The following is a 22,975-nucleotide window of genomic DNA, read 5'->3' on the forward strand; positions in this document are numbered from 1 at the left end:
CCTCATGAAGTTAACCATGAGGTAGCAATGAAGGTCTTATTCCTATGTACTGCTAATTCTGCACGGTCATTGCTCGCGGAAGCCATTATGCGGCAATTTGCTGATCCTGAAGATGTGATTGCCAGCGCTGGCACGGCGCCTGCTCAGATCAATCCAGCCGTGATCTCAACCTTGTCCGCCATGAATATCGATACCAGCGGTTTACGTGCAAAACATCTGGATGAATTTGCAGATAGTCGTTTTGATTATGTGATTAGTTTATGTGATAGGGCACGACATGAGTGTCAAAGCGACTATTCAGGTAGTCAGTTCATTGCTTGGGATTTTCCTGATCCTGCCAGCAGTAACGATAGCCAAGCTTTTCAACGCACCGCGCAAGAGCTCAGTGAGCGGATTCGGATGTTCTTGTTGATTCAACGCAAGCGAGCGGGACAAGCGCATTTATTTAATCGCCCCGAAGAACTTTTTAAGGTACTGGCGGATCCGTTACGACTCACCATGATTTGCATACTCGTCAGTGGCACGGAGCGCTGTGTGTGCGACTTGGTAGAATTGACCGGAATGTCGCAGCCTAAGGTCTCTCGCCATTTAGCGCAATTACGAGATTACGGTTTGTTGTTAGACCGTAAAGATCAGCGCTGGGTTTATTATCGCTTGAATCCGGCGCTGCCCGACTGGATGAAAAAAGTAATCGCTGCTACTGCAGATTACAATCCACAGCTAGCAGTAGCCCAACATAGTGCGTGCGTTACTAACGCTACGCCAAAGGAGGAAGTATGACAGTAAAAGTAGGTATTAACGGATTAGGACGAATTGGTCGCTTGGCCTTACGAATTGCCTGGCAAAATCCAGCCTTAGAAATTGTTCAAGTCAACGACCCTGGCGCTGCAGCAGAGACCTTTGCGCATTTGCTCAATTTTGATTCCGTACACGGCCGCTGGGAGCATGAAGCAAGTGCGGTGGATGGAAACTTACAGATTGGCGGCAACATCATCAAGTTTTCACAATACAAAACTATCGCAGAAAACGATTGGTCAGGTTGCGATATCGTGCTTGAAGCGTCCGGCAAAATGAAGACGGTAGCTGTGCTCAACGAATACCTGCAGCAAGGCGTGAAGCGGGTGGTGGTGTCTGCACCAGTCAAAGAACCAGGTGCGTTAAATCTAGTGATGGGAGTTAATGACCATCTTTATGATGCTGCGAAACACCGGATTATTACCGCTGCATCCTGCACCACCAATTGTTTAGCGCCAGTGGTGAAAGTTCTGCAAGATAACATAGGTATCAAGCACGGCTCGATCACCACGATTCATGATTTGACCAACACCCAGAGTATTCTAGATGCACCACATAAGGATTTACGTCGTGCACGTGCTTGTGGCATGAGCTTGATTCCAACTTCGACCGGTTCGGCCACCGCGATAGTGGAAATTTTCCCCGAGCTGAAAGGTAAGCTTGATGGCCATGCGGTGCGAGTGCCATTGGCGAATGCCTCGCTAACCGACTGTGTGTTTGAAGTGAATAGAGCAACCACAGTAGCAGAGGTGAATGGTTGGCTAAAAGAGGCTGCTGAGCATCAATTGCAGGGGATTTTAGGCTACGAAGAACGGCCTTTAGTGTCCATTGATTACAAAACCGATCCACGCTCGAGCATTATTGATGCCCTATCAACCCAGGTTATTAATGGTACCCAAGTAAAAATTTACGCATGGTATGACAACGAATGGGGCTATGCCAACCGTACCGTTGAATTAATTGAGAAGGTGGCGTAAATGCTGCAGCAGTTATCACCAGCTGTGCGTCAATACTTACTAGTCACGGGTAATTATTGGGCCTTTACTCTCACCGACGGTGCCTTGCGCATGCTGGTGGTGCTGCACTTTCATCAGTTGGGCTACAGTGCTTTAGCGGTAGCTATGCTGTTTGTTTTTTATGAGTTGTTTGGGGTGATTACCAATTTAGTTGGTGGTTGGTTGGGAGCCCGTTGGGGCTTGAATCGCACCATGAATATTGGTTTAGCTATTCAGCTGATAGCTTTAGCGATGCTGTTAGTGCCAAGCCACTGGCTCACAGTGCTCTGGGTCATGTTGGCGCAAGCCTTATCGGGCATCGCCAAAGATCTTAATAAAATGAGTGCTAAAAGTACCATCAAATTGCTGGTGCCAGACACCCAACAAGGCCAGTTGTATAAGTGGGTGGCGATATTAACAGGTTCTAAAAACGCCTTAAAAGGAGTCGGCTTTTTTGCCGGTGGGCTATTGCTCACTTTACTTGGCTTTCAAGGTGCCGTATTGGTGATGTTGAGCATGCTAAGTGCGGTATGGTTAGCCAGTTTGTGGTTGTTGCGTAGCGATACCGGCAAAGCCACCTTTAAACCTAAATTCCGTGATTTACTCTCCAAGAGTAGACCCATCAATATTTTGGCTTTGGCAAGAATGTTGCTGTTTGGTGCTCGTGATGTTTGGTTTGTTGTGGCGTTGCCAGTCTATCTAGCTAGTCATTTGCAATGGCAGCATTGGCAGGTAGGGAGTTTTCTCGCAGTTTGGGTTATAGGATATGGTCTAGTGCAAGCTAGCGCACCTCAGTTAACTGCAAAGTCAGCAGCTACGCCAACGCGACAAGCAATAGGTTGGGGCGCTGCATTAACGGTCAGTCCGCTGCTATTGGCTTTGGCTTTGTGGCTGCAACTGCCGTTAGCGACCAGTATGATGCTGGGGTTAGGTCTCTTTGGTATCTTGTTTGCGGTGAACTCATCCATACACAGCTACCTTATCGTAGCCTTTGCTCGTAGCGATGGTGTTTCTTTGGATGTAGGTTTCTATTACATGGCCAATGCCATGGGGCGGTTATTAGGCACGCTACTGTCAGGTTGGGTTTACCAACAATGGGGATTTATCGCCTGTCTCATTATTTCCACGGTATTGTTGTTTGGCTCGACGCTAGTAGTCGCCAAATTACCTGCCTTATCAGGGCCGCAACAATAGTACCAACAACGGTTGTCGCCATGGTCGTAGCTCAACTTGGCGGGTGTCGAGTGCGACTGCGGTGACTAGAAACTCGGAGCCATGTCGTACAAACTCGCTGGTAAGTAAGTAGGCATCGGTACCACTGACCTGTTCGAGTTGTTTAACATGATGGGCGTGGGTTGGGTTTTGCAGCCAAGCTTTGAGTTGAGCGGGAGTGGGTAAATACCCCTGCAGTTCAGCGCCAGGCAATTGACGAAAATCAAAAGCCGAGAGTAATTGAGGATCACCTTCGCAGTTATGACCTCGCACCTGTTGCCCATAGTAACATACTGGGATAGGGCCTGTAGATGCTGAGCTAGAGGGCGGTGAACTAGCCAGCTCGTTAGCCAGTACCTGCGGACTAAAACAAACCAGTAGCAGCCCAGCGCAGGCGCTAATAAAGTTGTTACTGGGCTGTTTAGCAGTTGCTGCTGAGGCCATTAAATTTCCTTCAGCATGGCCCAAAATAGCCAGATCCAGCCAACGATAAAACATAAGCCACCCACGGGAGTTATCGGTCCAAAAAATTTATGACCTGTCAGTGCTAGCAAATATAAGCTACCCGAAAATAAAATAATTCCTGCTAATAACAGCCAACCGCCGGTGCGTAAACCACCTGAATTCGGATACGGAATCATCAACACAGCCACCATGAGTAATCCCAATGCGTGGTAGATTTGATATTGGACGCCAGTATTAAACACCGCTAGCATGTCTGCAGTTAACCATGTTTTTAGGCTATGTGCCCCAAATGCTCCAAGAATTACCCCAATAGCCATATTGATTGCACCGAGCATAACGAATAACTTCATAGCTATGAACCTTATCTTATTTTGATACTGCCCCAAAGGAGCCACCATGTTGGTACAGAATGCCGCAGAAGCACTTGCTATTCTAGAGGATAACGATGTTATTTGGTGTCAATCTATGGCAGCAACCCCTTACAAATTGCTGCAAGGCCTAGCAGAGGTCGCGCTACATCGACAAAACTTAACGTTACTGCAATTGCATACAGAACATAGTGAGATTCTTTCCGATCCTGCTTTAGTTGGCCATTTGCGCCAACGAGCCTTCTTTGTCGGTAAGTCTACTCGCGCTGCCGTGCAGCAAGGATTAGCCGACTATGTGCCGATGTTTTTATCTGAAATTCCTAAGTTATTTCGCTCGGGTGAGCAGCCCCTTGATGCCGTCTTGATCCAGGTATCTCCACCTGATGCACATGGTTATTGTAGTTTGGGGATTTCAGTTGAAGCTACCCGCGCCGCGTTGCAGGTGGCGCGTAAAGTCATTGCTTGGGTGAACCCGCACATGCCACGTACCCACGGTGATTCTTTTATTTCGATTAATCAGATTGACCGTTATTTTGAATCTGCAGCGCCGATGCCAATCCATCAACAACCGGCTCAGAATGCGGTGACGCAAAAAATCGGCGAGCGTGTAGCTGGGCTGATTAATGATGGCGATTGCCTGCAGATGGGGATCGGTGCTATTCCCGATGCAACCTTATCTTGCTTGGGCAATCACAAAGACTTAGGCATTCATACCGAGATGTTTTCTGATGGGGTATTGCCCTTGGTGGCAAGCGGCGTGATCAATAACTCCCGTAAGCGCAAGCATCGTGGTCGTATCGTTACCACGTTCGCCATGGGGAGTCAGAAGCTGTACGATTTTGTGCATGATAATCCACAAGTTGCCTTTTTAGACGTTGAATATACCAACGATACCTCGGTGATTCGCCAGAATAAGCAAGTGATGGCGATTAATAGTGCCTTACAAATCGATCTCAGCGGCCAAGTGTGTGCTGACTCTATGGGAACTAGTATTTACTCAGGTGTGGGCGGGCAAATGGACTTTGTGCGAGGTGCTAGCCTGTCGGAAGGTGGTCGTTCAGTGATTGCTCTTCCCGCGACCGCCTGCGGTGGCAAAGTATCAAGGATCAGTTCGTTGTTGAGTCCGGGCGCTGGCGTTGTTACGACGCGCGCTCACGTACATTATGTCGTGACTGAATTTGGTGTGGCTAACTTACGTGCTAAGAGTTTATCTGAGCGTGCTAGTCAATTGATTAACATCGCGGCCCCTGAATTCCGTGAACAATTAGCTAAGGCTGCATGGGATGATTGGGGTTTAAAGGTATCGATTTAATTTTTTGCGCAATGATAACGTTAGCTGCTGAGTTGATTATTCTCCGTGAAGTCGGCCGCCATCGAAGCTATAAGCGGAGTGCCTACTACTCTATTGTAGGTACTCCCATTAGCGCAATAACCTTACTCTCTTCAGTGACATGGATCAAATATTAACCATCGTCTATGCTTAATATTAGACACGGTAGTCTCATGATTCATCTGTCCAAAGGAGGACCTTCGATGAAAGCTTTAACTAACCACTCTGTAAAACCAAAGTTGTTCCCGAAAGTATCTTTAATGGCTGCGACCATAGGCTTGATGTTTTTTGCATCTAGCAGTCCAGTGCTGGCTGATGATGATGGTAAAAAAGCCTATGAAACCAATTGCCAGGCTTGTCACCAAGCAACAGGTAAAGGTCTAGCTGGTGCTTTTCCTCCGTTAGCCGGTAATCCACATGTTACTGGTGATAAATTACACGTTGTGCGCACCGTATTGAAAGGTATGACAGGCCCGCTTGAAGTCAATGGCCAGAAGTACAATGCGGTGATGCCCCCCATGCAGCATATCAGTGACGAAGAAATTGCTGATATTGCTAACTATGTGCTCAATAGCTGGGGTAACAAAGGTGCCAAGGTTACTGAGCAAGAAGTAGAAAATGTGCGGGTAGAGTTAGGCCTTAAAGATCGTGCCGAAGGTCAACCTCACTCAGGTTCTACTGCTGCTGAAGTGGGCTATAAAGGTGCTCCATCACCGATTGCTGGTGGCAAGATGATGAAAACTGCTGGCGCCCCAGATATTAGTGAAGAAGAGTTTGCGCAAGCCCAAGAAATTTACTTCCAACGCTGCGCTGGTTGTCATGGGGTGTTACGAAAAGGCGCAACTGGCCTACCTTTAACTACTGATATCACGCAGAAAAAAGGCACGGATTACCTTAAAGCTCTGATTAACTTCGGGTCACCAGGTGGTATGCCAAACTGGGGTACCTCAGGTGAATTAACTGAGCAGCAAATTGACATGATGGCGCGCTTCTTACAGCACGAGCCACCTACTCCTCCTGAGTGGGGCATGAAAGAGATGAAAGATAGTTGGGTGGTGCACGTGAAGCCAGAAGATCGCCCAGCCAAGCCTCAGCATGATTATGACGTAGATAACATGTTTGCGGTTACGCTGCGTGATGCCGGCGAAGTAGCCATTATTGATGGTGCTAGCAAAAAAGTACTCAACTACGTGAAAACTGGGTATGCGGTGCACATCTCTCGTGCTTCTAGCTCAGGTCGTTATTTCACCACCATAGGTCGTGACGGTAAGATTGATTTGATCGATTTATACATGTTCCCGCCACAAGTAGTCGCAGAAATTAAGATTGGTCTTGAAGCTCGCTCAGTAGAGAACTCTCGTTATAAAGGTTACGAGGATAAGATCGCGATAGCTGGTGCTTATTGGCCGCCACACTATGTACTTATGGATGGTCAGTCGTTAGAGCCGAAGAAAATTGTATCGACTCGCGGTATGACTGTGGATACTCAAGAGTATCACCCAGAGCCTCGAGTAGCTGCAATTGTTGGTTCGCATAAACACCCTGAGTTTATCGTTAACGTGAAAGAAACCGGTCAAATTAAACTGGTGGACTATTCAGATATCGATAACTTAAGCGTGACTACTATTGATGCGGCGCCGTTCTTACATGACGGCGGTTGGGATCGGTCTGGTCGTTACTTTATGACTGCTGCCAACGAGAACGACACCATTGCAGTAGTGGATGCGTTAGAGCGTGAATTAGAAGCTCTAATTCCGGTAAAACGGATTCCGCACCCAGGTCGTGGCGCTAATTTTGTTGACCCTAAATACGGTCCGGTTTGGGCAACTAGTGCATTAGGTAATGCAGATATCACGCTGATTGGTACTGACCCTGAGCAGCATAAAGACAACGCCTTTAAAGTTGTCCGCGTGTTAGAAGGTCAAGGTGGTGGTTCGTTGTTCATCAAAACCCACCCGAAATCAAAAAACCTTTGGGTAGATACTCCATTTAACCCTGATGCAAAAATTGCTCAGTCGGTAGCTGTCTTCAATATTGACAACCTAGACGCTGGTTTTGATACCTTACCGATTGGTGAGTGGGCTGATTTAGGTCCGGGTCCAAAACGGATCGTGCAACCTGAATACAACATGGCCGGTGATGAAGTTTGGTTCTCGGTATGGAGTGGTCAGGAAGAAGAGTCGGCGATTGTGATTGTGGACGACAAAACTCGTAAGCTGAAGCATGTCATTAAGGGTGAGAAAATGGTCACTCCAACTGGCAAGTTTAACAACTACAATACTCGCAACGAGGTCTATTAATAGTGAAAAAAACAGCGCTCTATTGCGCAATGGCTGGGCTCACTGTAGTAGCCCAGCCAGCGCAAGCTCTTCAACAGGATGTGACTAGTAGTAACGCTGATATAGAAGTGATCACCGTGGTTGCCCATCGGCAGCCACGGCAAATTTCTGAAGTGGCTGGCACAGTTTCAGTTCTTAGCGAAGAACAAATGCAGCGCGACTTGGTGCTTAATGCAACCGACTTAGTGCGCTATCAAGTAGGAGTAGAAATAGATGACGGTGGTAGTAGGTTTGGTGATAGCGGTTTTCGTATCCGTGGTATTGGTGGTAACCGCACCGCAATCGTCATAGACCAAGTGCCAGTAGCCGACCAGTTTTCGGTTGGAGCATTTTCTGATACCGGTCGTGGCTTAATGGAACTAGGGCTGGCAAGCCGTGTTGAAATCCTACGCGGACCGGCGTCCACCTTGTATGGCTCTAAAGCTTTGGGCGGGGTGGTTGCGATTAGCTTACTTGAGGCCGATGACGTGCTATACGGCAGCAACTACGGTACTCGGTTGCAGTTAGGCTATAACAGCGATAGTCATCGTGCCAAAGTGATGGCTGCGCAGGCCTATGCAAATCAGTCCGGCTCCTTGCTGCTAGCCGCAGCATTACAGTATGGGCAAGAATTACGAAGCGAGGGGGTCGCTGCTAGTGACCGTGACTTGCAACATCATCGCCAACAAGGATTATTAGCTCGATTAGCAACGGATGCGAGCTGGGGCCGCTGGCAATTTACCTTGGACGCTTTGCAAGAGAGTCGAGATACGAATATCCGCTCTGGTTTAGGTGAAGGTCGCCAAGCATCGACCACTTATTTGGCTGGTGATGATGCTCGGCAGCAGTGGCGTGCTCTGATCGATTTAGAGATGGAACCGCAAGCATGGGCCGATACCGGCCAGTGGCGGCTATATTATCAATACAGCGATACCGAACAAGACTCCCATGAAGAGCGTATGCTGTTACCCGAGCCGTTGCTTATTCAGCGCGATTTTGAATTTACCCAGCGTACCGCTGGCATCGGTGCTGACTTAGCTAAACAGTTCGACAGTGTCGGCTTTACCCATAGACTTGGCTACGGCTTTGAATGGATTAGTTCAAGCTTAGTTGATGAACGTGACGCTTTACAAACCAATTTAACCACTCAAGTTAGCACCAATGTTTTATTAGGTGAGACTTTCCCGCTGCGTGATTTTCCGCGTAGCAGAGTGACAGAGTTTGGGATGTATGTGCATGACGAAATCGAACTCTGGGAGCAGGGACCGGTTATTAGCCCTGGGGTAAGATACGAGAACTACCGTTTACGGGCTCGCCATGATGCCCTGTTTGAATTGCGCTATCCACAATCTACGGTTACCGATTTAACCGAATCTGCGTGGCTACCTAAGTTTGGTGTAGTGTGGCCGGTAAGCGAGCAGGTTGAATGGTTTGGGCAATACGCACGTGGCTATCGGGCGCCGCCTTTTAGTGATGTTAACGTGGGCTTGTATTATCCACAGTTTCGAGTCTTGGCAATTGCCAATCCTGATTTGAAAGCCGAACGTGGTTATACCTTTGAAACAGGTTTACGCGCGCGTTTAACCGGTCACTCAATAACTGCGGCCGTGTTCCACAATCGTTATAGCGATTTTATTGAGAGTCGCGCCAGTTTGGGCTTTGATCCGGTTCGGCAATTATTGATATTTCAATCGATTAACCGCGATAAAGTGGTGATTGAAGGGGCTGAATTTGAGTGGCAAGCAGACTGGAATCGGCAGTGGAGTAGTCAGCTGGCATTAGCATACAGTCGTGGTGAAGATCGTGAAACAGGCCTCGCCATAGCTGATGTTGCGCCACCTCAAGCTATCCTAGAAGTGAGTTATAGTAATGCCGACTGGGAATCGCGCTTGGTCCTCACGGCAGTGCGTGGGCAACGTGAATTACAAGATGCCGATGGCAGCTTATTGTTCTCAGCGCCTGGTTACGCCACTGTGGATTGGGTGAATCGCTGGTTTGTAGCTGATGACTTAAGCATCGGTGCAGGCTTGTTCAATTTAACCGATAGACGCTATTGGAAAAATTCCCGAGTTAGTGGGTATCCGATAGCAGATCCTAGTCTGGAAGTCTTAGCAGAAGCGGGATTGCATGCTGGAATAACGGTTAATTATCAATTCTGATTAGCGCTGCCGCAAAATTAATTTGAATAAATCTGTTGACAACAGCTCATTTCGCCTCTATATCGTCACTGACGAATAGAGGCGTCGCAGTTTTTCTGGAGTTGTTGGTCTGGAGGATAGGCACATCATGGCAACATTAAACCGTGAACAGATTATTAAGAAGCCGTTTAACGACTTCAAAAACTACCCTTATGGGTTTGCCCGCTCAGGTGATTTTTCTATCCGTGAAAGCGATTTATTAGCTAAACACGGCAGTATGATTGCTGCATTAATGAGTGGCGAAATTGAACCGCAAACGGCTGAAGAGCAATCCTTGTTGGCAGTTGCGCGTGGTGAAAAGGCCGCCGATACTGCGGTAGAAAAGGCTTGGTCTAAGTATCAAGCTCGCATTAACCGACCTAAAGTTGGCAGTATGTATGGTCGTAGCCGATACACCGATGACGCATTTGAGGTGAGCGGTGGCGATGATGATGATTTAGTGGTTGAAGATTAATCAAAAAAAGCTGGCGAAAGCCTAATGCCGATCAGTTAAGAAATATTTTAGCGATCGGTTGACCGATCCTCCCAATGGATCAGAATCCGTAGTTAGTTAATTCTAGCTACGGATTTTTTTATGCAACTCACCACAGCACTCGCAATAGCCAATGGATATGCTCCAAACTCTGAAGAACTGGGTAAATTATCCGACATTCTTGATCCTGATTTAATTGATGAGGCGTTTGATAAGGCCGGTGTCGGCACGGTCAGGAAAAGACGTTTACCCTTGGATATGGTGTTGTGGAGTATTATAGGCATGGCCTTATATCGCAACACCAGCGTGTGGGACATCGTTGGACAAATGAATATTATGCTGCCTGGTCGACGGGCACTTGTAGCTCCAAGCGCTATTCCTCAAGCACGACAACGCCTTGGTGAACATGCCGTACAATCGGTATTTGAACATACGCAAGCGATTTGGAATGAACAAGCCGAGCATCCAACATGGCATGGCTTACGATTGCTTGGCGTCGATGGTGTTGTTTGACGAACCCCTGACTCCAATGAGAATCAGCAAGCGTTCAAAAAGAGTTCAAATCAATTTGGTGAGCAATATCCTCAAGTGCGCATGGTCTGCCAAATGGAATTAACGAGCCATCTTCTAACGGGAAGCCAATTTGATTGTGCTTCAACAAATGAGATGGTGCTTGCAGAAGGACTTATCGAATCGACAGCTAACCATTCATTGACCCTATTCGACCGAGGTTTTACTCGTTAGGACTCCTTCACAAGTGGCAAAATACCGGTGTTGAACGTCACTGGCTTATTCCAATGAGAAAAGGAACTCAATATAAAGTGCTCAGGAAAATAGGCCGTCACCAAAAGCTCATTGAGCTGACAACCACGCCACAATCACGCAAAAAATATCCGAATTTACCTGAGACCATGCAAGCTCGAATGTTAACACGGACTATTGATGGTAAAGAGCGCACCATATTAACGTCGATGGTCGATCCATTGCGTTATCCAAGCGAAGATATTGTTGAGCTTTATGAGCAACGTTGGGAAATCGAACTCGGCTATCGAGAAATGAAACAAGTTTTACTTCAAAATCACTACACGCTACGGAGCAAGCGACCAGAAATGATACGTCAAGAGCTATGGGGAATACTCTTAGCGTACAATATTATTCGCTATCAGATGGTGAAAATGGCGAGCAAAATTAAAGGGATATATCCAAATCAACTGAGTTTTACCTCGTGTGCTACAGCTATTATTAACTGGCTATACACGGCTTCACTTAATTCAGCGGGGAATATCCCGAAAACTCTCGAACATCTTCAAGAAATTGCAGAGCATTACGTTTTGCCAATAAGGCGAACCGAGCGGGTTTACCCACGAGAAGTTCGTTCAAAACCTCAGAAATATGCGAGAAAAAAATGCCAGTCAGCTCTTAACTGACTGGCATTAGGCGAAAGCCAGCTTTTTTATGGGTTAAAGCTAATTAGGCTTGTTCACGAGCAATGGCACGATAGCCAATGTCAGTGCGATAGAATGCCTGGTTCCAACGGATCTTACTAACGCCAGCATAAGCTTGCTGTTGAGCAGCGCTTACGCTATCGCCAATAGCAGTCACACACAGAACGCGGCCGCCGGCCGTCACTACTTGCCCTTCAGTATTGAGAGCCGTGCCAGCATGAAAGACCTTCACGCCAGTGGCTTCAGCTTCAGCAATGCCTGAAATCGCATCACCTTTGGCATAGCCATCTGGATAACCGCCAGCCGCCATCACCACGCCCACAGTCGCACGCGGATCAAACTGAATCTCACGACCAGCTAATTGGCCGGCGCAGGCAGCTAAGCACAGTTCAACTAAATCAGACTGTAAGCGCATCATGATGGGTTGAGTTTCAGGATCACCAAAGCGGCAATTGTACTCAAGTACTTTGGCGCTGCCGTCTGCTGCAATCATCAAACCAGCATAGAGAAAGCCAGTGTAAGGATGGCCTTCAGCTGCCATACCCTCTATGGTTGGCTGAATCACATGCTGCATCACCCATTCGTGCACACTAGGGGTAACCACAGGGGCTGGGGAGTAAGCCCCCATACCGCCCGTATTAGGGCCTTGGTCGCCGTTGTCACGTGCTTTATGATCTTGGCTCGAGGCAAACGGCAGCGCCGTAGTGCCATCCACCATGACAATAAAGCTTGCCTCTTCACCAACTAAGAACTCTTCAATCACTACTCGGCTACCCGCATCACCAAAGCGGTTACCTGCCAGCATGTCAGCAATAGCAGCATCAGCTTCAGCAAGAGTTTGCGCAATGATCACGCCTTTGCCAGCAGCTAAACCGTCAGCTTTGATGACGATTGGAGTGCCTTGCGCACGCACATAGGCTTGTGCGGCTGCAACGTCCGTAAAGGTGCCATAGGCAGCGGTTGGTATTTGGTGACGTGCTAAAAAGTCTTTGCTGAAAGCTTTTGAGCCCTCAAGTTGAGCTGCGGCCTGAGTTGGCCCAAAAATAGTTAGGCCCGCTGCGGTAAAACTGTCAACGACGCCCGCAACCAGCGGCGCTTCTGGGCCTACAATCGTTAGGGCAACCTGCTGCTGTTGCGCAAAGGCTAGTAAGGCAGCGATATCATCAGCAGCAATGGCCACGTTTTCGATACCAGTTTCAATAGCAGTTCCGGCATTACCAGGAGCGACAAACACTTGCTCCACACCCTGACACTGTGCGGCTTTCCAAGCTAATGCATGTTCGCGGCCACCGCCGCCAATTACCAATACTTTCATGAAGGTACTCGTTAATTATGAGGTTTAACAAATTTTAACGTAAAGCGGTCACTCTCACCAATCTCAATATACTTGTCGCGATCTTGATCGCCGGCAGCTAAGGTTGGTGGCAAGGTCCATACGCCGCGTGGATGCTCAGTGGTGTCGTTTGGATTCGCATTGATCTCACTGCGCGCAACCAGTTCAAATCCAGCCGCCTCAGCGAGTGCGATGGTATAGCTTTCTTTGATATAGCCGCTTGATTCCATATCACTATCCGGACGAGTTTCCGGTAACCGGTGATCAACAATCCCTAACATGCCACCGGGTTTGAGAGCTTGATAAAAGGTCGCAAAGGCACCTTTCATACCGGCTTCACCACTGGCCATGTACCAATTATGCAGGTTACGGAAGGTGAGCACTCTATCAGCACTTGCTGGTGGTGCAATAGTACTATTCTCTAAGGGCGAAAATTCAGTGATGATGACGTTACCGAACAGAGCATCGTTAGCAACTCGTTCGGCATAGTTAGCGCGCGCACGAATAGCGAAACCACGCTCGTCAGAAGTGGCAAAGCCAGCCGCATAGAGTTGCCCATGCTGATGCAGATAAGGGGCTAGGATTTCGCTATACCAACCACCACCTGGCCAAATCTCGACCACTGTGTGGTGCGGCGCCACTTCAAAAAACTCGAGTGTTGCTTGGGGATTTCGGTACTGATCTCGTTGCATGTTGCTTGGCGTGCGCGCCGGGCTATTCATGGCTTCGGCCAATGCGGTGCTGTGAGCAGGGGCAGCTGCTTCATTCGAGCAGGCGCCCAGTAACGGAGTAAACAGTAGCGCTACGGCTACACCGGTTAATAGTTGGCGTTTAGTGGGCATCGCTAGTTTCCTTTTGCATCATTAAGTTATATGAGCTTAGCGCTAATCGTTCAGTTAGCAACTAAGCTCGCTCTCAATAACCTACGAATTAGTGACGGAAATGGCGCATTCCAGTAAAGACCATGGCGATCCCATGCTCGTTGGCAGCTGCGATAATTTCTTCGTCACGAATCGATCCACCGGGTTGAATAATGGCAGTAATACCAGCGGCAGCAGCAGCGTCAATTCCGTCTCGGAAGGGGAAGAAGGCATCGGATGCCATCACCGAGCCTGCTACCTCAAGGTTCTCATCAGCAGCTTTGATACCAGCAATCTTAGCGCTGTATACCCGGCTCATTTGGCCGGCGCCAACGCCAATCGTCATACCGTCTTTGGCATACACAATCGCATTAGATTTCACAAATTTGGCTACTTTCCAGCAGAATAACAAGTCTTCCAATTGCGCGGCAGTTGGCTGCTTGTCGGTAACAACTTTGAGATCGGCTAAGGTGATTTCACCTAAATCGTTGTCTTGCACCAACAAGCCACCATTAACGCGTTTGTAGTCGAAGCTTGGTACTCGTTGTGCTGCCCATTCGCCACACTCGAGTACGCGCACATTAGTTTTGCTAGCGAGTGCATCTTTAGCCGCTTGGCTAATCACTGGGGCAATAATGACCTCAACAAACTGACGCGCCACGATTGCAGCAGCGGTCTCACCGTCAAGCTCACGGTTAAAAGCAATAATGCCACCAAAGGCTGAGGTTGGGTCGGTTTTAAAGGCGCGTTCATAAGCATCCAACGGATTGTTGCCGATTGCCACGCCACATGGGTTGGCATGTTTCACAATCACACAAGCTGGTGCAGTAAAAGATTTCACACACTCAAGGGCGGCATCAGTGTCGGCAATGTTATTAAAGGATAATTCTTTACCCTGCAGCTGAATCGCAGTGGCGACTGATGCTTCTGCTGGTTTGTGCTCAACATAAAAAGCGGCTTGCTGATGGCTGTTTTCGCCATAGCGTAAATCTTGTTTCTTCTGTAACTGGGTATTAAAGGTACGTGGGAATTTACTGCTTTGCTGGGGCAACCGTGCGCCAAAATATTGAGCAATCATGCCATCATATTGAGCTGTGTGTTCAAAAGCTTTAATCGCTAAGTTAAAACGAGAATCGAAGCTTAGGCTGTTTTGATTAGCATCCATCTCGGCAATAACTGCGGCGTAATCATCAGCATTCACAATAATAGTCACGTCTTGATGATTTTTGGCGGCTGCACGGACCATCGTTGGGCCACCAATATCAATATTCTCTACCGCATCAGCATGGCTACAATCTGGTTTCGCGACAGTTTCTGCAAACGGGTATAAATTTACTACCACCATATCTATGGCAGCAATACCTTGCTCTTGCATCACTGCTTGGTCTCGATCACGACGAGCTAAAATGCCGCCATGAATTTTAGGATGCAAGGTCTTTACGCGACCGTCCATAATCTCCGGCTGGCCAGTATGTTCTGACACATCTGTTACGGCAATTTGGTGCTGGCGCAGTAAGGCTGCCGTACCACCTGTTGAGAGCAGCTCGACGCCACGTTGCACCAAAGCCTGAGCAAATTCGACAATGCCAGTTTTGTCAGAAACACTGAGTAAAGCGCGTTGAATAGGGCGGTGTTGCATGAAATGTTACCTTTCTTTAATAGTGAGTATTAAGTATTCAGTAGATACCAGTAAACTAAGATAGTTAATTTAAGTACGTGTTAGCAAATAACCTAGGCGTTAAAAACTGAGGATTAGAAAGAAAAAAAGAGCACACCAGGCGCTCTTTTTTTGGGGGCACTTAGTTCATGCCGTATTTTTTCAGCTTCTTACGCAAGGTACCACGGTTAATGCCAAGCATTGTCGCGGCGCGGGTTTGATTACCACGCGTGTAAGTCATGACCTCTTCTAACAACGGTGCTTCAACTTCAGCCAAAACCAACTCATACAATTCTTCAGGATCATGTCCTTCTAATTGCTTTAAGAATGAGTTCATGGCTTGCTTTACTGAATCACGTAGTGGCTTCGGCTGGGCATTGTTACCAATGGTGGTAAATGGAGAAACCGGGTCACGATGTGCGTTTTGATCAAACATAGGTGCGCTCTATCTCTTTAGTTTACTGTTACAAAAAAATTCGCCAAGGCGTCGAGTTGCTCGGCTGCATCCTCAATCACCAAAAACTGCTGGCGAAAATCCGCATTGGGTTGTTGTTGTTGCAAGTACCAACCCACATGTTTTCTGGCAATCCTTACACCGCTAAAGTCACCATAGTGTGCGTGCAAGCGTTTCACATGCTGCTGCACAACTCGGCTAACTTCGTGCGCCGTTGGTGGTGCTAAGTGTTCGCCCGTTGCTAAAAAATGGGCGATCTCACGAAACAACCAAGGATTACCTTGGGCGCCGCGACCAATCATGATGGCGTCGGCACCGGTATACGCTAAAACCTCGCGTGCTTTTTCTGGCGTCGTAATGTCGCCATTAGCAACTACGGGTATCGACACCGCCGCCTTGATTGCTTTGATGGTGTCGTACTCGGCGTGGCCTTTGTACATACAAGCTCGAGTACGTCCGTGTACGGCTAACGATTGTATTCCCGCTTGCTCCGCAATTTGGGCAATGGTTACTCCGTTACGATGCTCAGGCGTCCAGCCTGTGCGAATTTTTAGCGTGACTGGCACATCCACAGCAGCTACCACAGCAGTTAGAATAGCTTCTACAAGCTTTGGATACTGCAGCAGGGCCGAGCCGGCTAATTTCTTATTCACCTTTTTTGCTGGGCAGCCCATATTGATATCAATGATTTGCGCTCCGTGCTCAACATTGTGAACAGCAGCCGCAGCCATCAATTCAGGTTCTGACCCTGCAATTTGCACAGCTTTCACCCCCGGCTCATCAGCATGGCCCATTCGGTCTTGCGACTTTTTAGTGGCCCACACTTGCGGGTTGCTCGAGAGCATTTCGGACACTGCCAACCCGGCTCCCAATTCTAAGCAGAGCTGTCGAAATGGAAGGTCTGTCACACCGGCCATGGGTGCGAGAATTACCGGATTTTCTATTGGATATGGTCCGATCCGCATCGGTTAAAAACTGTGCAACTCAAGGGTCGGAAATTTTAGGGAATTTAGCGCAGAAAGAAAAGGCTGTAATTTGTACAAAAACAGCCTTTTTTGCATTTTTTCCACTTGACAAAGTTACTCAAGACTAGTGTTTGCGTTTTGCGTGTAACATCACCCAACCTTCGCTGATACGAACCGGGCTAAAGTCGAATTCTTTGTTATAAGCGGCTTGTACTGCCGGAACTTGACGCTCCAGAATACCAGACATGATGAGTTCACCGCCTGGAGCAACAAAAGCACTAATGACCGGAGCTAATTCTTGTAAGGGGCCGGCCAAAATATTGGCCATGACCAACTCGGCTTGTAACTCCGGTTGCTGACTTGGTAAATACACGGCTAAGCGTTCAGCAACACCATTGCGCTCAGCATTGGCGGTACTGGCAATCAGAGCTTGTTGATCGATATCGGTACCAATAGCTTGCTTGGCACCCAGCAACAATGCTGCAATCGCCAAAATACCTGAGCCACAGCCAAAATCAACCACGGTCTTACCGGTCACCTCAGCGCTATCCAACCATTCCAAACAAAGTGCCGTAGTAGGGTGAGTTCCTGTACCAAAGGCCATCCCCGGGTCGAGCATGATATTGACCGCATCGGGCTCGGGGATATCACGCCAGCTAGGGCAAACCCACAGCCGTTGACCAAAACGAATGGGATGAAAGTTATCCATCCACTCACGCTCCCAATCTTTGTCTTCAAGAGCATCGGTTTTGTATTGTAGCTCGTCTTTGAAGTAACTCGATTTGCGCAGGTTAGCGAGGATTGGCTTAAGGTCGGTTTCAGCTGGAAACAAACCAGTCACTAGAGTTTCCTGCCAATAGATGAGTTCGCCCAGCGGAGGCTCAAAAATCGGGTTGTCTTGGGCATCGCGATAGGTGACGGCCATAGCGCCATTGCCCTGCAGCATGTCGCCCACAAGGGGCGCATGCTTTTCAGGAGCCGATACGGTAAGTTGAATCCAAGGCATAGGCGTTAGTGACCACCCATGCCGAGCTTTTTCTCTAGATAGTGGATGTTCGTGCCACCGTGCTGGAAGTTTTCATCGGCCATGATGTCTTTCTGCAATGGCACATTGGTTTTAATACCTTCAATGATTAACTCACTCAGCGCATTGCGCATACGCGCTATTGCTACATCACGATTTTCACCATAGGTAATTAACTTGCCAATCATCGAATCGTAATTAGGTGGTACTCGATAATCTGCATACACATGCGAATCCCAACGCACTCCTAAACCACCTGGTGGGTGGAAGCGGGTGATGGTACCCGGCGATGGAATAAAAGTTGCTGGATCTTCTGCGTTAATCCGACATTCAACAGCATGTCCGCGAATCACTACGTCTTCTTGTGAAATCGATAATTGACGACCCGCGGCAATGCGTAGCTGCTCTTTAATGAGATCGATCCCGGTAACCATTTCGGTAACTGGATGCTCAACCTGAATACGGGTATTCATTTCAATGAAATAGAATTCGCCGTTTTCGTAAAGGAACTCAAACGTACCGGCACCACGATAGCCAATCTCGATACAGGCTTTGGCACAGCGATCACCAATAAACTTACGCATTTCTGCGGTAATGCCTGGTGCTGGCGCTTCTTCAACGACCTTTTGGTGGCGGCGTTGCATCGAACAATCACGCTCACCTAAGTAAACGGCGTTACCTTGACCATCAGCCAACACTTGAATCTCAATATGGCGAGGATTCTCTAGAAACTTCTCCATGTACACCATGGAGTTACCGAAGGCTGCTCCGGCTTCTGCTTTGGTGGTGCTAATAGCGCGAATCAGTTCGTCTTCTTTACGCACGACCCGCATGCCACGACCACCGCCGCCCCCAGCAGCTTTTACTATCACTGGATAGCCAATACGCTTAGCGGTTTTTAAGTTGGTGGCTTCATCGTCACCTAACGGACCGCCAGAGCCAGGCACACAAGGCACGCCTGCTTTCTTCATCGCCTCAATAGCAGAAACTTTATCGCCCATCAGGCGAATAACATCAGCGGTTGGGCCGACAAAAATGAAACCAGAGTTTTCTACTTGTTCGGCAAAGTCGGCATTCTCAGCAAGAAAGCCATAACCCGGGTGGATAGCTGCTGCGTCAGTAATTTCCGCCGCACTAATAATGCGTGGAATATTCAAATAACTATTAGTAGCAGGTGCATCGCCAATACAGATAGACTCATCGGCTAGCAGCACATGCTTCAAATTGCGGTCAACGGTAGAGTGTACCGCTACGGTTTTAATTCCGAGCTCTTTACAGGCGCGCAAAATACGCAGCGCAATCTCGCCTCGGTTAGCTATAACAACCTTATCTAACATGATTTTGGTCCTGGCAGATGCCGTTACTCAATAACAAATAATGGCTGATCAAACTCAACCGGCTCACCGTTTTCTACGAGAATTTGTTTCACCACTCCACCTTTGTCGGCTTCGATCTGGTTCATCATTTTCATCGCCTCAACAATGCATAAGGTTTCGCCAGCTTTAACCTGTTGGCCAACGCTGACAAAGTCAGCGGCACCCGGTGCTGGAGCTGCGTAGAAAGTACCTACCATAGGTGATTTAACAACATGGCCTGAAATTTCTGGCGCTGCTGCTTCTGCTGCAGGTGCTGCCGCCACCGGAGCTGGTGCCGGAGCAGGATAATGATGCATCGGTGCCGCTTGATAATGGACCGGAGCGCTGTGGCTGCCACCACGATGAATACGAACGGATTCTTCACCTTCGGTAATTTCTAATTCAGCGATACCAGATTCTTCTACCAGTTCGATTAATTTCTTAATTTTACGAATATCCATGAGTATTAATTACCTAATTAAATGTTATGAGTTGTGCTGTAAGTGCTGCTGGGCTGCTTGCAACGCGAGGCCATAGCCTTGCGCGCCAAGTCCACAGATAACCCCTACGGCTAGGTCTGATAAATAAGAATGCTTACGAAAGGCTTCGCGTGCATGAATATTGGAAAGATGTACTTCGATAAAAGGAATAGCTACCCCGGCCAAGGCATCACGCAAGGCAATGCTAGTATGAGTAAAGGCGCCTGGGTTGATTAGAATAAAATCGACATGGGTGGTTCTAGCTTCATGAATCCACTCAAGCAGTTGATGCTCAGCATTAGACTGTCTGCAGTCTAAAACAAGGTTTAACTGCTCAGCTTGTTGCCGCAGTTGATGCTCAATATCATTGAGGGTTTGTGAACCATAAATATCGGGCTCACGAGTGCCTAACAAATTAAGGTTGGGGCCATTGAGAAGCAATAGTCTTGATGTTCTGGCATTTTTTGTCGTCATAATGCTGCGATCTGCTGCGAAACGTCATGTCTCTAGGAATTTAGAGAATTAGAGGCCAAATTTGGCCTCTAGTTCCATGCTTATCTTGGCATTATAGAGAAAAAATGAGATTACGCAGCAAAATACTGGTCTTATCACCGCAGTTCGCTGCAATCTTTAATTTTCTGTTGTACTTTTCACATGCTCTGTAAATTCATCCGCCGGTAAAAACCCGGTGACTCTGGCACCTTGAACTTCCTCGCCGGCATAGAAAAATAAAATGGTAGGCAAACCTAATACCTGGTAGTGCTGCAATATTGCATTGTTCTCAGCCGTGTTGGCGGTAACGTCAGCTTGTAGCAAGCGCACATCGCTCAAGGCTTGCTGAACCTGCTCGTTAGCAAAGGTGTAGCGCTCAAACTCTTTACAAGCAACGCACCAGTCGGCGTACAAATCTAACATCACCCACTGTTGATTAGCTGCGGCTGCTGCTAACTCGGCCTCAATTGCGGCAACAGACGTCACTTGTTTGAAAGGCAAATGAGCGCTGCTAGGCTGTGGCCACCAGGCATAGAGTAAGCCACTAGCAAGAATCAGCCAAACACTGCTGAACACCATTGCTGGTTTGCGCGTCATTTCAGCCCAGCCGCTAACAATAAGGTAAATCGCACTAGCACAGATAAATAGCACCCATAGCCAATCTGCTACGTGGAAGGGCAAAAGGCGCTCTACTAACACCAGCGCAACCGCGAGCAAGATAACGCCGAACAGCCGTTTTACTGTGTTCATCCAAGCGCCGGCTTTAGGCAATAGTTTGCCACCCGTTACTCCAAACACTAATAAGGGGAGGCCCATGCCGATACTCAATGCATATAGAATGGCCCCGCCATTTACGATATCGCCCGACTGCGCAATGAATAGCAGCACGCCAGAAAGCGGAGCGGTAGTGCATGGTGAGGCTATTAATCCTGATAGGGCGCCCATGATAAAGACACTGGAATGTGCTCCACCACGTTGACCTTGGCTAATACTATTGAGGTAATTTTGCCACTTACTCGGTAAGGTGATGGTATACACACCCATCATACTCAGGGCCAGCAACACAAACACTAGGGCTAGCACCACTAACAAAACTGGGTGCTGCAACATGGCTTGATAGCGCAATCCAGCTAGGGCTACCACAATACCTAGTGCTGAATAGGTCACGGCCATCCCTTGTACATAAGCGAACGACAAGGTAAATGCACGCAGCGTCGTTAAGGGTTTACGCGCAGCTGTTGTCGAGCCAGTAGCCGATGCAGCAGGCCCAGAAGAGCCCATGATGATGGCAGAAATAATCGGGTACATAGGCAACACGCAAGGCGTAAAAGCTAAGCCAATCCCGAGGACTAAAAATAACCCCAGCGACAACCACAGGGGCTGCTCATGAATTGCATCAAAAATGCTAGCAGATTCTGATTGTTGACTATTCGCAGTGATCTGCTCAAAAGACACTGCCGTGCCTGTGGCTTGTACGGCATTCAGCGCAATGGTTTTATCCGTGGGCGGGTAACATAAACCGGCATCGGCGCAGCCCTGATAAGAAATCACGAAAGTTTGCTGAGGCGCCGCCTGCTGCAACTCATAAGTGATTTCAACGTAATCGCGATACACCACCGTTTCGCCGAAAAACTCATCAACGTGGGGCTCACCTTTTGGTAATTGTGGTTGCGCTTGCAAAGCCACATCACTTTTCACCACAAATCGGTGCTGGTAGAGATAATAAGATGGCGCAATGGTCCATTGTAAGGTCAGCTGATCGCCGTCTTGCTTAAAATTGAACGCAAAAGCTTCGTCAACAGGTAAGAATTCGGGTTGTTGAAAAGGGTCACTACTTTGGAGCTGAAACTGTTGTGCCTGAGCCCCAGCAGTGAGCATCCATACCAGCGCTAATAAAGTAGAGAGAATAACGAGAGGGTACTGCTTAACTGTCATGATTGGGTGACCTGTGTTATCCAATTTAAATAATCGGGTGAGCCTTCCGTAATAGGCACAACAATAAGTTCCGCCACATCGTAGGGGTGTGCTTGTTGCACCAGCGCAAAGAGTGCCTCAAGACAGCCTACGGTTGTCTTGATCTGCAACAAGACTTCTTCATCGGCATGGATATGATCATCCCACCAATACATGGATGTTGTTGGCGATGAAATATTAACGCAGGCAGCTAAGCGCGCTCGTAAAACTTTTTCAGCAATGGCTTTGGCTGATTGCTTGCTAGGACAACTGCATACCACAATACGATAGGTTGACGATGTTGGCATTAGTTTTATCTCTTCTCATTGAGTACGCTAAAAGACTATCTTACGACCAGTATACGAAAACAAAAAAAATTTATCATTGCACCTTGAGTTCTTATTTTTACCCCCCATAACTGGTGCACATTCACTTTTTAACTGCTTTGGTTCATCCCCAAAGCTTTTATCAACCCACAAACTTAGGTTTAGGAGTTATCCAAGATGAAACTTCGTCCTTTACATGATCGAGTGATCATTAAGCGTTCAGAAGCAGAAACTAAATCTGCTGGTGGTATTGTATTGACCGGTTCAGCCGCAGAAAAATCAACCCAAGGTGAGGTTGTAGCTGTAGGTAACGGTCGTATCCTTGAAAATGGCGAGGTAAAAGCGCTAGACGTAAAAGTTGGCGATACCGTGCTATTTAACGAAGGATATGGTGTTAAGACGCAAAAGATCGAGGGTGAAGAGTACTTGATCATGAGCGAATCAGACATTCTAGCGATCGTAGAAGGCTAAGGAGAAAT

21 protein-coding genes and 1 pseudogene are annotated in these 22,975 nt (G+C 47.9%); 9 read left to right on the top strand and 13 right to left on the bottom strand.

Translation table 11 applies throughout. From position 1 onward, the window contains the following. Positions 1–27: 27 nt before the first annotated feature. From KGF88_RS13705 to arsJ, 3 genes are read left to right on the top strand one after another with little or no spacing between them, the layout of a single operon-like run. On the top strand, positions 28–780 hold the full coding sequence (locus tag KGF88_RS13705) for a metalloregulator ArsR/SmtB family transcription factor (RefSeq protein WP_153827098.1): 753 nt from the start codon (positions 28–30) through the stop codon (positions 778–780). Next, positions 777–1,772, top strand: coding sequence for an ArsJ-associated glyceraldehyde-3-phosphate dehydrogenase (locus KGF88_RS13710; RefSeq protein ID WP_110075457.1), 996 nt, complete (start codon positions 777–779; stop codon positions 1,770–1,772). Before KGF88_RS13705 ends, KGF88_RS13710 begins: the two co-directional genes overlap by 4 nt. Next, positions 1,773–2,984, top strand: a complete 1,212-nt coding sequence (arsJ, locus tag KGF88_RS13715) for an organoarsenical effux MFS transporter ArsJ (RefSeq protein ID WP_153827099.1) — start codon at positions 1,773–1,775, stop codon at positions 2,982–2,984. It abuts the gene before it with no gap. Here the strand turns inward: arsJ and KGF88_RS13720 are convergent. Together KGF88_RS13720 and KGF88_RS13725 are read right to left on the bottom strand one after the other, a co-directional pair. Beyond that, complete coding sequence (locus KGF88_RS13720) at positions 2,967–3,446, bottom strand: hypothetical protein (RefSeq protein WP_153827100.1); 480 nt, start codon at positions 3,444–3,446, stop codon at positions 2,967–2,969. The two genes, arsJ and KGF88_RS13720, sit on opposite strands and share 18 nt — an antisense overlap. Next, on the bottom strand, positions 3,446–3,817 hold the full coding sequence (locus KGF88_RS13725; protein WP_153827101.1) for a DUF423 domain-containing protein: 372 nt from the start codon (positions 3,815–3,817) through the stop codon (positions 3,446–3,448). The genes KGF88_RS13720 and KGF88_RS13725 overlap by 1 nt, the downstream gene beginning before the upstream one ends. Positions 3,818–3,863: 46 nt before the next feature. Between KGF88_RS13725 and KGF88_RS13730 the strand changes: the two genes are divergently transcribed. The 5 genes and pseudogenes from KGF88_RS13730 to KGF88_RS13750 all read left to right on the top strand — a co-directional run bounded on the left by KGF88_RS13730 (position 3,864) and on the right by KGF88_RS13750 (position 11,580). Continuing rightward, positions 3,864–5,147 (top strand): acetyl-CoA hydrolase/transferase family protein, encoded by a 1,284-nt coding sequence (locus tag KGF88_RS13730; protein WP_153827102.1) that lies wholly within the window; start codon positions 3,864–3,866, stop codon positions 5,145–5,147. A 221-nt stretch (positions 5,148–5,368) separates the two neighbouring features. Continuing rightward, positions 5,369–7,465 (top strand): cytochrome D1 domain-containing protein, encoded by a 2,097-nt coding sequence (locus KGF88_RS13735; protein ID WP_110075452.1) that lies wholly within the window; start codon positions 5,369–5,371, stop codon positions 7,463–7,465. A gap of 2 nt (positions 7,466–7,467) precedes the next feature. After that, complete coding sequence (locus tag KGF88_RS13740; protein ID WP_153827103.1) at positions 7,468–9,642, top strand: TonB-dependent receptor domain-containing protein; 2,175 nt, start codon at positions 7,468–7,470, stop codon at positions 9,640–9,642. Positions 9,643–9,769: 127 nt separating this feature from the next. Beyond that, a complete protein-coding gene (gene maoP, locus KGF88_RS13745) occupies positions 9,770–10,135 on the top strand; it encodes a DUF413 domain-containing protein (RefSeq protein WP_110075450.1) in 366 nt (121 codons plus the stop codon). A 120-nt stretch (positions 10,136–10,255) separates the two neighbouring features. Next, a pseudogene (locus KGF88_RS13750) lies at positions 10,256–11,580 on the top strand (IS4 family transposase). A 43-nt stretch (positions 11,581–11,623) separates the two neighbouring features. Here the strand turns inward: KGF88_RS13750 and purD are convergent. From purD to cutA, 11 genes are all read right to left on the bottom strand, one after another. Next, positions 11,624–12,913 (bottom strand): phosphoribosylamine--glycine ligase, encoded by a 1,290-nt coding sequence (purD, locus tag KGF88_RS13755; RefSeq protein ID WP_153827248.1) that lies wholly within the window; start codon positions 12,911–12,913, stop codon positions 11,624–11,626. Between the two features lie 11 nt (positions 12,914–12,924). Next, entirely contained in the window at positions 12,925–13,773 is an 849-nt protein-coding gene (locus KGF88_RS13760; protein ID WP_153827249.1) for a class I SAM-dependent methyltransferase, read from the bottom strand. 88 nt (positions 13,774–13,861) lie between these two features. Beyond that, positions 13,862–15,430, bottom strand: a complete 1,569-nt coding sequence (gene purH / locus KGF88_RS13765; RefSeq protein ID WP_153827250.1) for a bifunctional phosphoribosylaminoimidazolecarboxamide formyltransferase/IMP cyclohydrolase — start codon at positions 15,428–15,430, stop codon at positions 13,862–13,864. 160 nt (positions 15,431–15,590) lie between these two features. Then, positions 15,591–15,884 carry a DNA-binding transcriptional regulator Fis gene (gene fis / locus KGF88_RS13770; protein WP_110077004.1) on the bottom strand — a complete coding sequence of 98 codons (294 nt, stop codon included), beginning with the start codon at positions 15,882–15,884 and terminating at the stop codon, positions 15,591–15,593. A gap of 17 nt (positions 15,885–15,901) precedes the next feature. Next, positions 15,902–16,867: a tRNA dihydrouridine synthase DusB gene (gene dusB, locus KGF88_RS13775; protein ID WP_110077003.1), complete on the bottom strand. Its 966-nt coding sequence runs from the start codon at positions 16,865–16,867 to the stop codon at positions 15,902–15,904. 124 nt (positions 16,868–16,991) lie between these two features. Continuing rightward, positions 16,992–17,873, bottom strand: a complete 882-nt coding sequence (gene prmA / locus KGF88_RS13780) for a 50S ribosomal protein L11 methyltransferase (protein ID WP_153827251.1) — start codon at positions 17,871–17,873, stop codon at positions 16,992–16,994. Between the two features lie 5 nt (positions 17,874–17,878). Then, on the bottom strand, positions 17,879–19,228 hold the full coding sequence (accC, locus tag KGF88_RS13785; protein WP_153827252.1) for an acetyl-CoA carboxylase biotin carboxylase subunit: 1,350 nt from the start codon (positions 19,226–19,228) through the stop codon (positions 17,879–17,881). A gap of 23 nt (positions 19,229–19,251) precedes the next feature. Beyond that, positions 19,252–19,707, bottom strand: a complete 456-nt coding sequence (gene accB / locus KGF88_RS13790; protein ID WP_153827253.1) for an acetyl-CoA carboxylase biotin carboxyl carrier protein — start codon at positions 19,705–19,707, stop codon at positions 19,252–19,254. A 24-nt stretch (positions 19,708–19,731) separates the two neighbouring features. Further along, the gene (gene aroQ / locus KGF88_RS13795; protein WP_153827254.1) at positions 19,732–20,199 is read right to left on the bottom strand and encodes a type II 3-dehydroquinate dehydratase; all 468 of its coding nucleotides are present in this window, start codon (positions 20,197–20,199) and stop codon (positions 19,732–19,734) included. A 156-nt stretch (positions 20,200–20,355) separates the two neighbouring features. Further along, positions 20,356–22,152, bottom strand: coding sequence for a protein-disulfide reductase DsbD (locus KGF88_RS13800; RefSeq protein WP_153827255.1), 1,797 nt, complete (start codon positions 22,150–22,152; stop codon positions 20,356–20,358). After that, positions 22,149–22,478, bottom strand: coding sequence for a divalent-cation tolerance protein CutA (cutA, locus tag KGF88_RS13805; protein WP_153827256.1), 330 nt, complete (start codon positions 22,476–22,478; stop codon positions 22,149–22,151). Before cutA ends, KGF88_RS13800 begins: the two co-directional genes overlap by 4 nt. A 195-nt stretch (positions 22,479–22,673) precedes the next feature. Here cutA and KGF88_RS13810 point away from each other — a divergent pair, with 195 nt between their 5' ends. Then, positions 22,674–22,967 carry a co-chaperone GroES gene (locus KGF88_RS13810; protein WP_110076996.1) on the top strand — a complete coding sequence of 98 codons (294 nt, stop codon included), beginning with the start codon at positions 22,674–22,676 and terminating at the stop codon, positions 22,965–22,967. Positions 22,968–22,975: the final 8 nt, after the last annotated feature.

Source organism: Idiomarina loihiensis, from assembly GCF_024584785.1.
Lineage (GTDB): Bacteria > Pseudomonadota > Gammaproteobacteria > Enterobacterales > Alteromonadaceae > Pseudidiomarina > Pseudidiomarina fusca.

Bases quoted from the DNA above. Each gene is read 5' to 3' on its own strand.
- KGF88_RS13705 (WP_153827098.1), top strand. From the start codon at position 28: ATGAAGGTCTTATTCCTATGTACTGCTAATTCTGCACGGTCATTGCTC.
- KGF88_RS13710 (WP_110075457.1), top strand. From the start codon at position 777: ATGACAGTAAAAGTAGGTATTAACGGATTAGGACGAATTGGTCGCTTG.
- arsJ (WP_153827099.1), top strand. From the start codon at position 1,773: ATGCTGCAGCAGTTATCACCAGCTGTGCGTCAATACTTACTAGTCACG.
- KGF88_RS13720 (WP_153827100.1), bottom strand. From the start codon at position 3,446: ATGGCCTCAGCAGCAACTGCTAAACAGCCCAGTAACAACTTTATTAGC.
- KGF88_RS13725 (WP_153827101.1), bottom strand. From the start codon at position 3,817: ATGAAGTTATTCGTTATGCTCGGTGCAATCAATATGGCTATTGGGGTA.
- KGF88_RS13730 (WP_153827102.1), top strand. From the start codon at position 3,864: ATGTTGGTACAGAATGCCGCAGAAGCACTTGCTATTCTAGAGGATAAC.
- KGF88_RS13735 (WP_110075452.1), top strand. From the start codon at position 5,369: ATGAAAGCTTTAACTAACCACTCTGTAAAACCAAAGTTGTTCCCGAAA.
- maoP (WP_110075450.1), top strand. From the start codon at position 9,770: ATGGCAACATTAAACCGTGAACAGATTATTAAGAAGCCGTTTAACGAC.
- purD (WP_153827248.1), bottom strand. From the start codon at position 12,913: ATGAAAGTATTGGTAATTGGCGGCGGTGGCCGCGAACATGCATTAGCT.
- KGF88_RS13760 (WP_153827249.1), bottom strand. From the start codon at position 13,773: ATGCCCACTAAACGCCAACTATTAACCGGTGTAGCCGTAGCGCTACTG.
- purH (WP_153827250.1), bottom strand. From the start codon at position 15,430: ATGCAACACCGCCCTATTCAACGCGCTTTACTCAGTGTTTCTGACAAA.
- fis (WP_110077004.1), bottom strand. From the start codon at position 15,884: ATGTTTGATCAAAACGCACATCGTGACCCGGTTTCTCCATTTACCACC.
- dusB (WP_110077003.1), bottom strand. From the start codon at position 16,867: ATGCGGATCGGACCATATCCAATAGAAAATCCGGTAATTCTCGCACCC.
- prmA (WP_153827251.1), bottom strand. From the start codon at position 17,873: ATGCCTTGGATTCAACTTACCGTATCGGCTCCTGAAAAGCATGCGCCC.
- accC (WP_153827252.1), bottom strand. From the start codon at position 19,228: ATGTTAGATAAGGTTGTTATAGCTAACCGAGGCGAGATTGCGCTGCGT.
- accB (WP_153827253.1), bottom strand. From the start codon at position 19,707: ATGGATATTCGTAAAATTAAGAAATTAATCGAACTGGTAGAAGAATCT.
- aroQ (WP_153827254.1), bottom strand. From the start codon at position 20,199: ATGACGACAAAAAATGCCAGAACATCAAGACTATTGCTTCTCAATGGC.
- KGF88_RS13800 (WP_153827255.1), bottom strand. From the start codon at position 22,152: ATGACAGTTAAGCAGTACCCTCTCGTTATTCTCTCTACTTTATTAGCG.
- cutA (WP_153827256.1), bottom strand. From the start codon at position 22,478: ATGCCAACATCGTCAACCTATCGTATTGTGGTATGCAGTTGTCCTAGC.
- KGF88_RS13810 (WP_110076996.1), top strand. From the start codon at position 22,674: ATGAAACTTCGTCCTTTACATGATCGAGTGATCATTAAGCGTTCAGAA.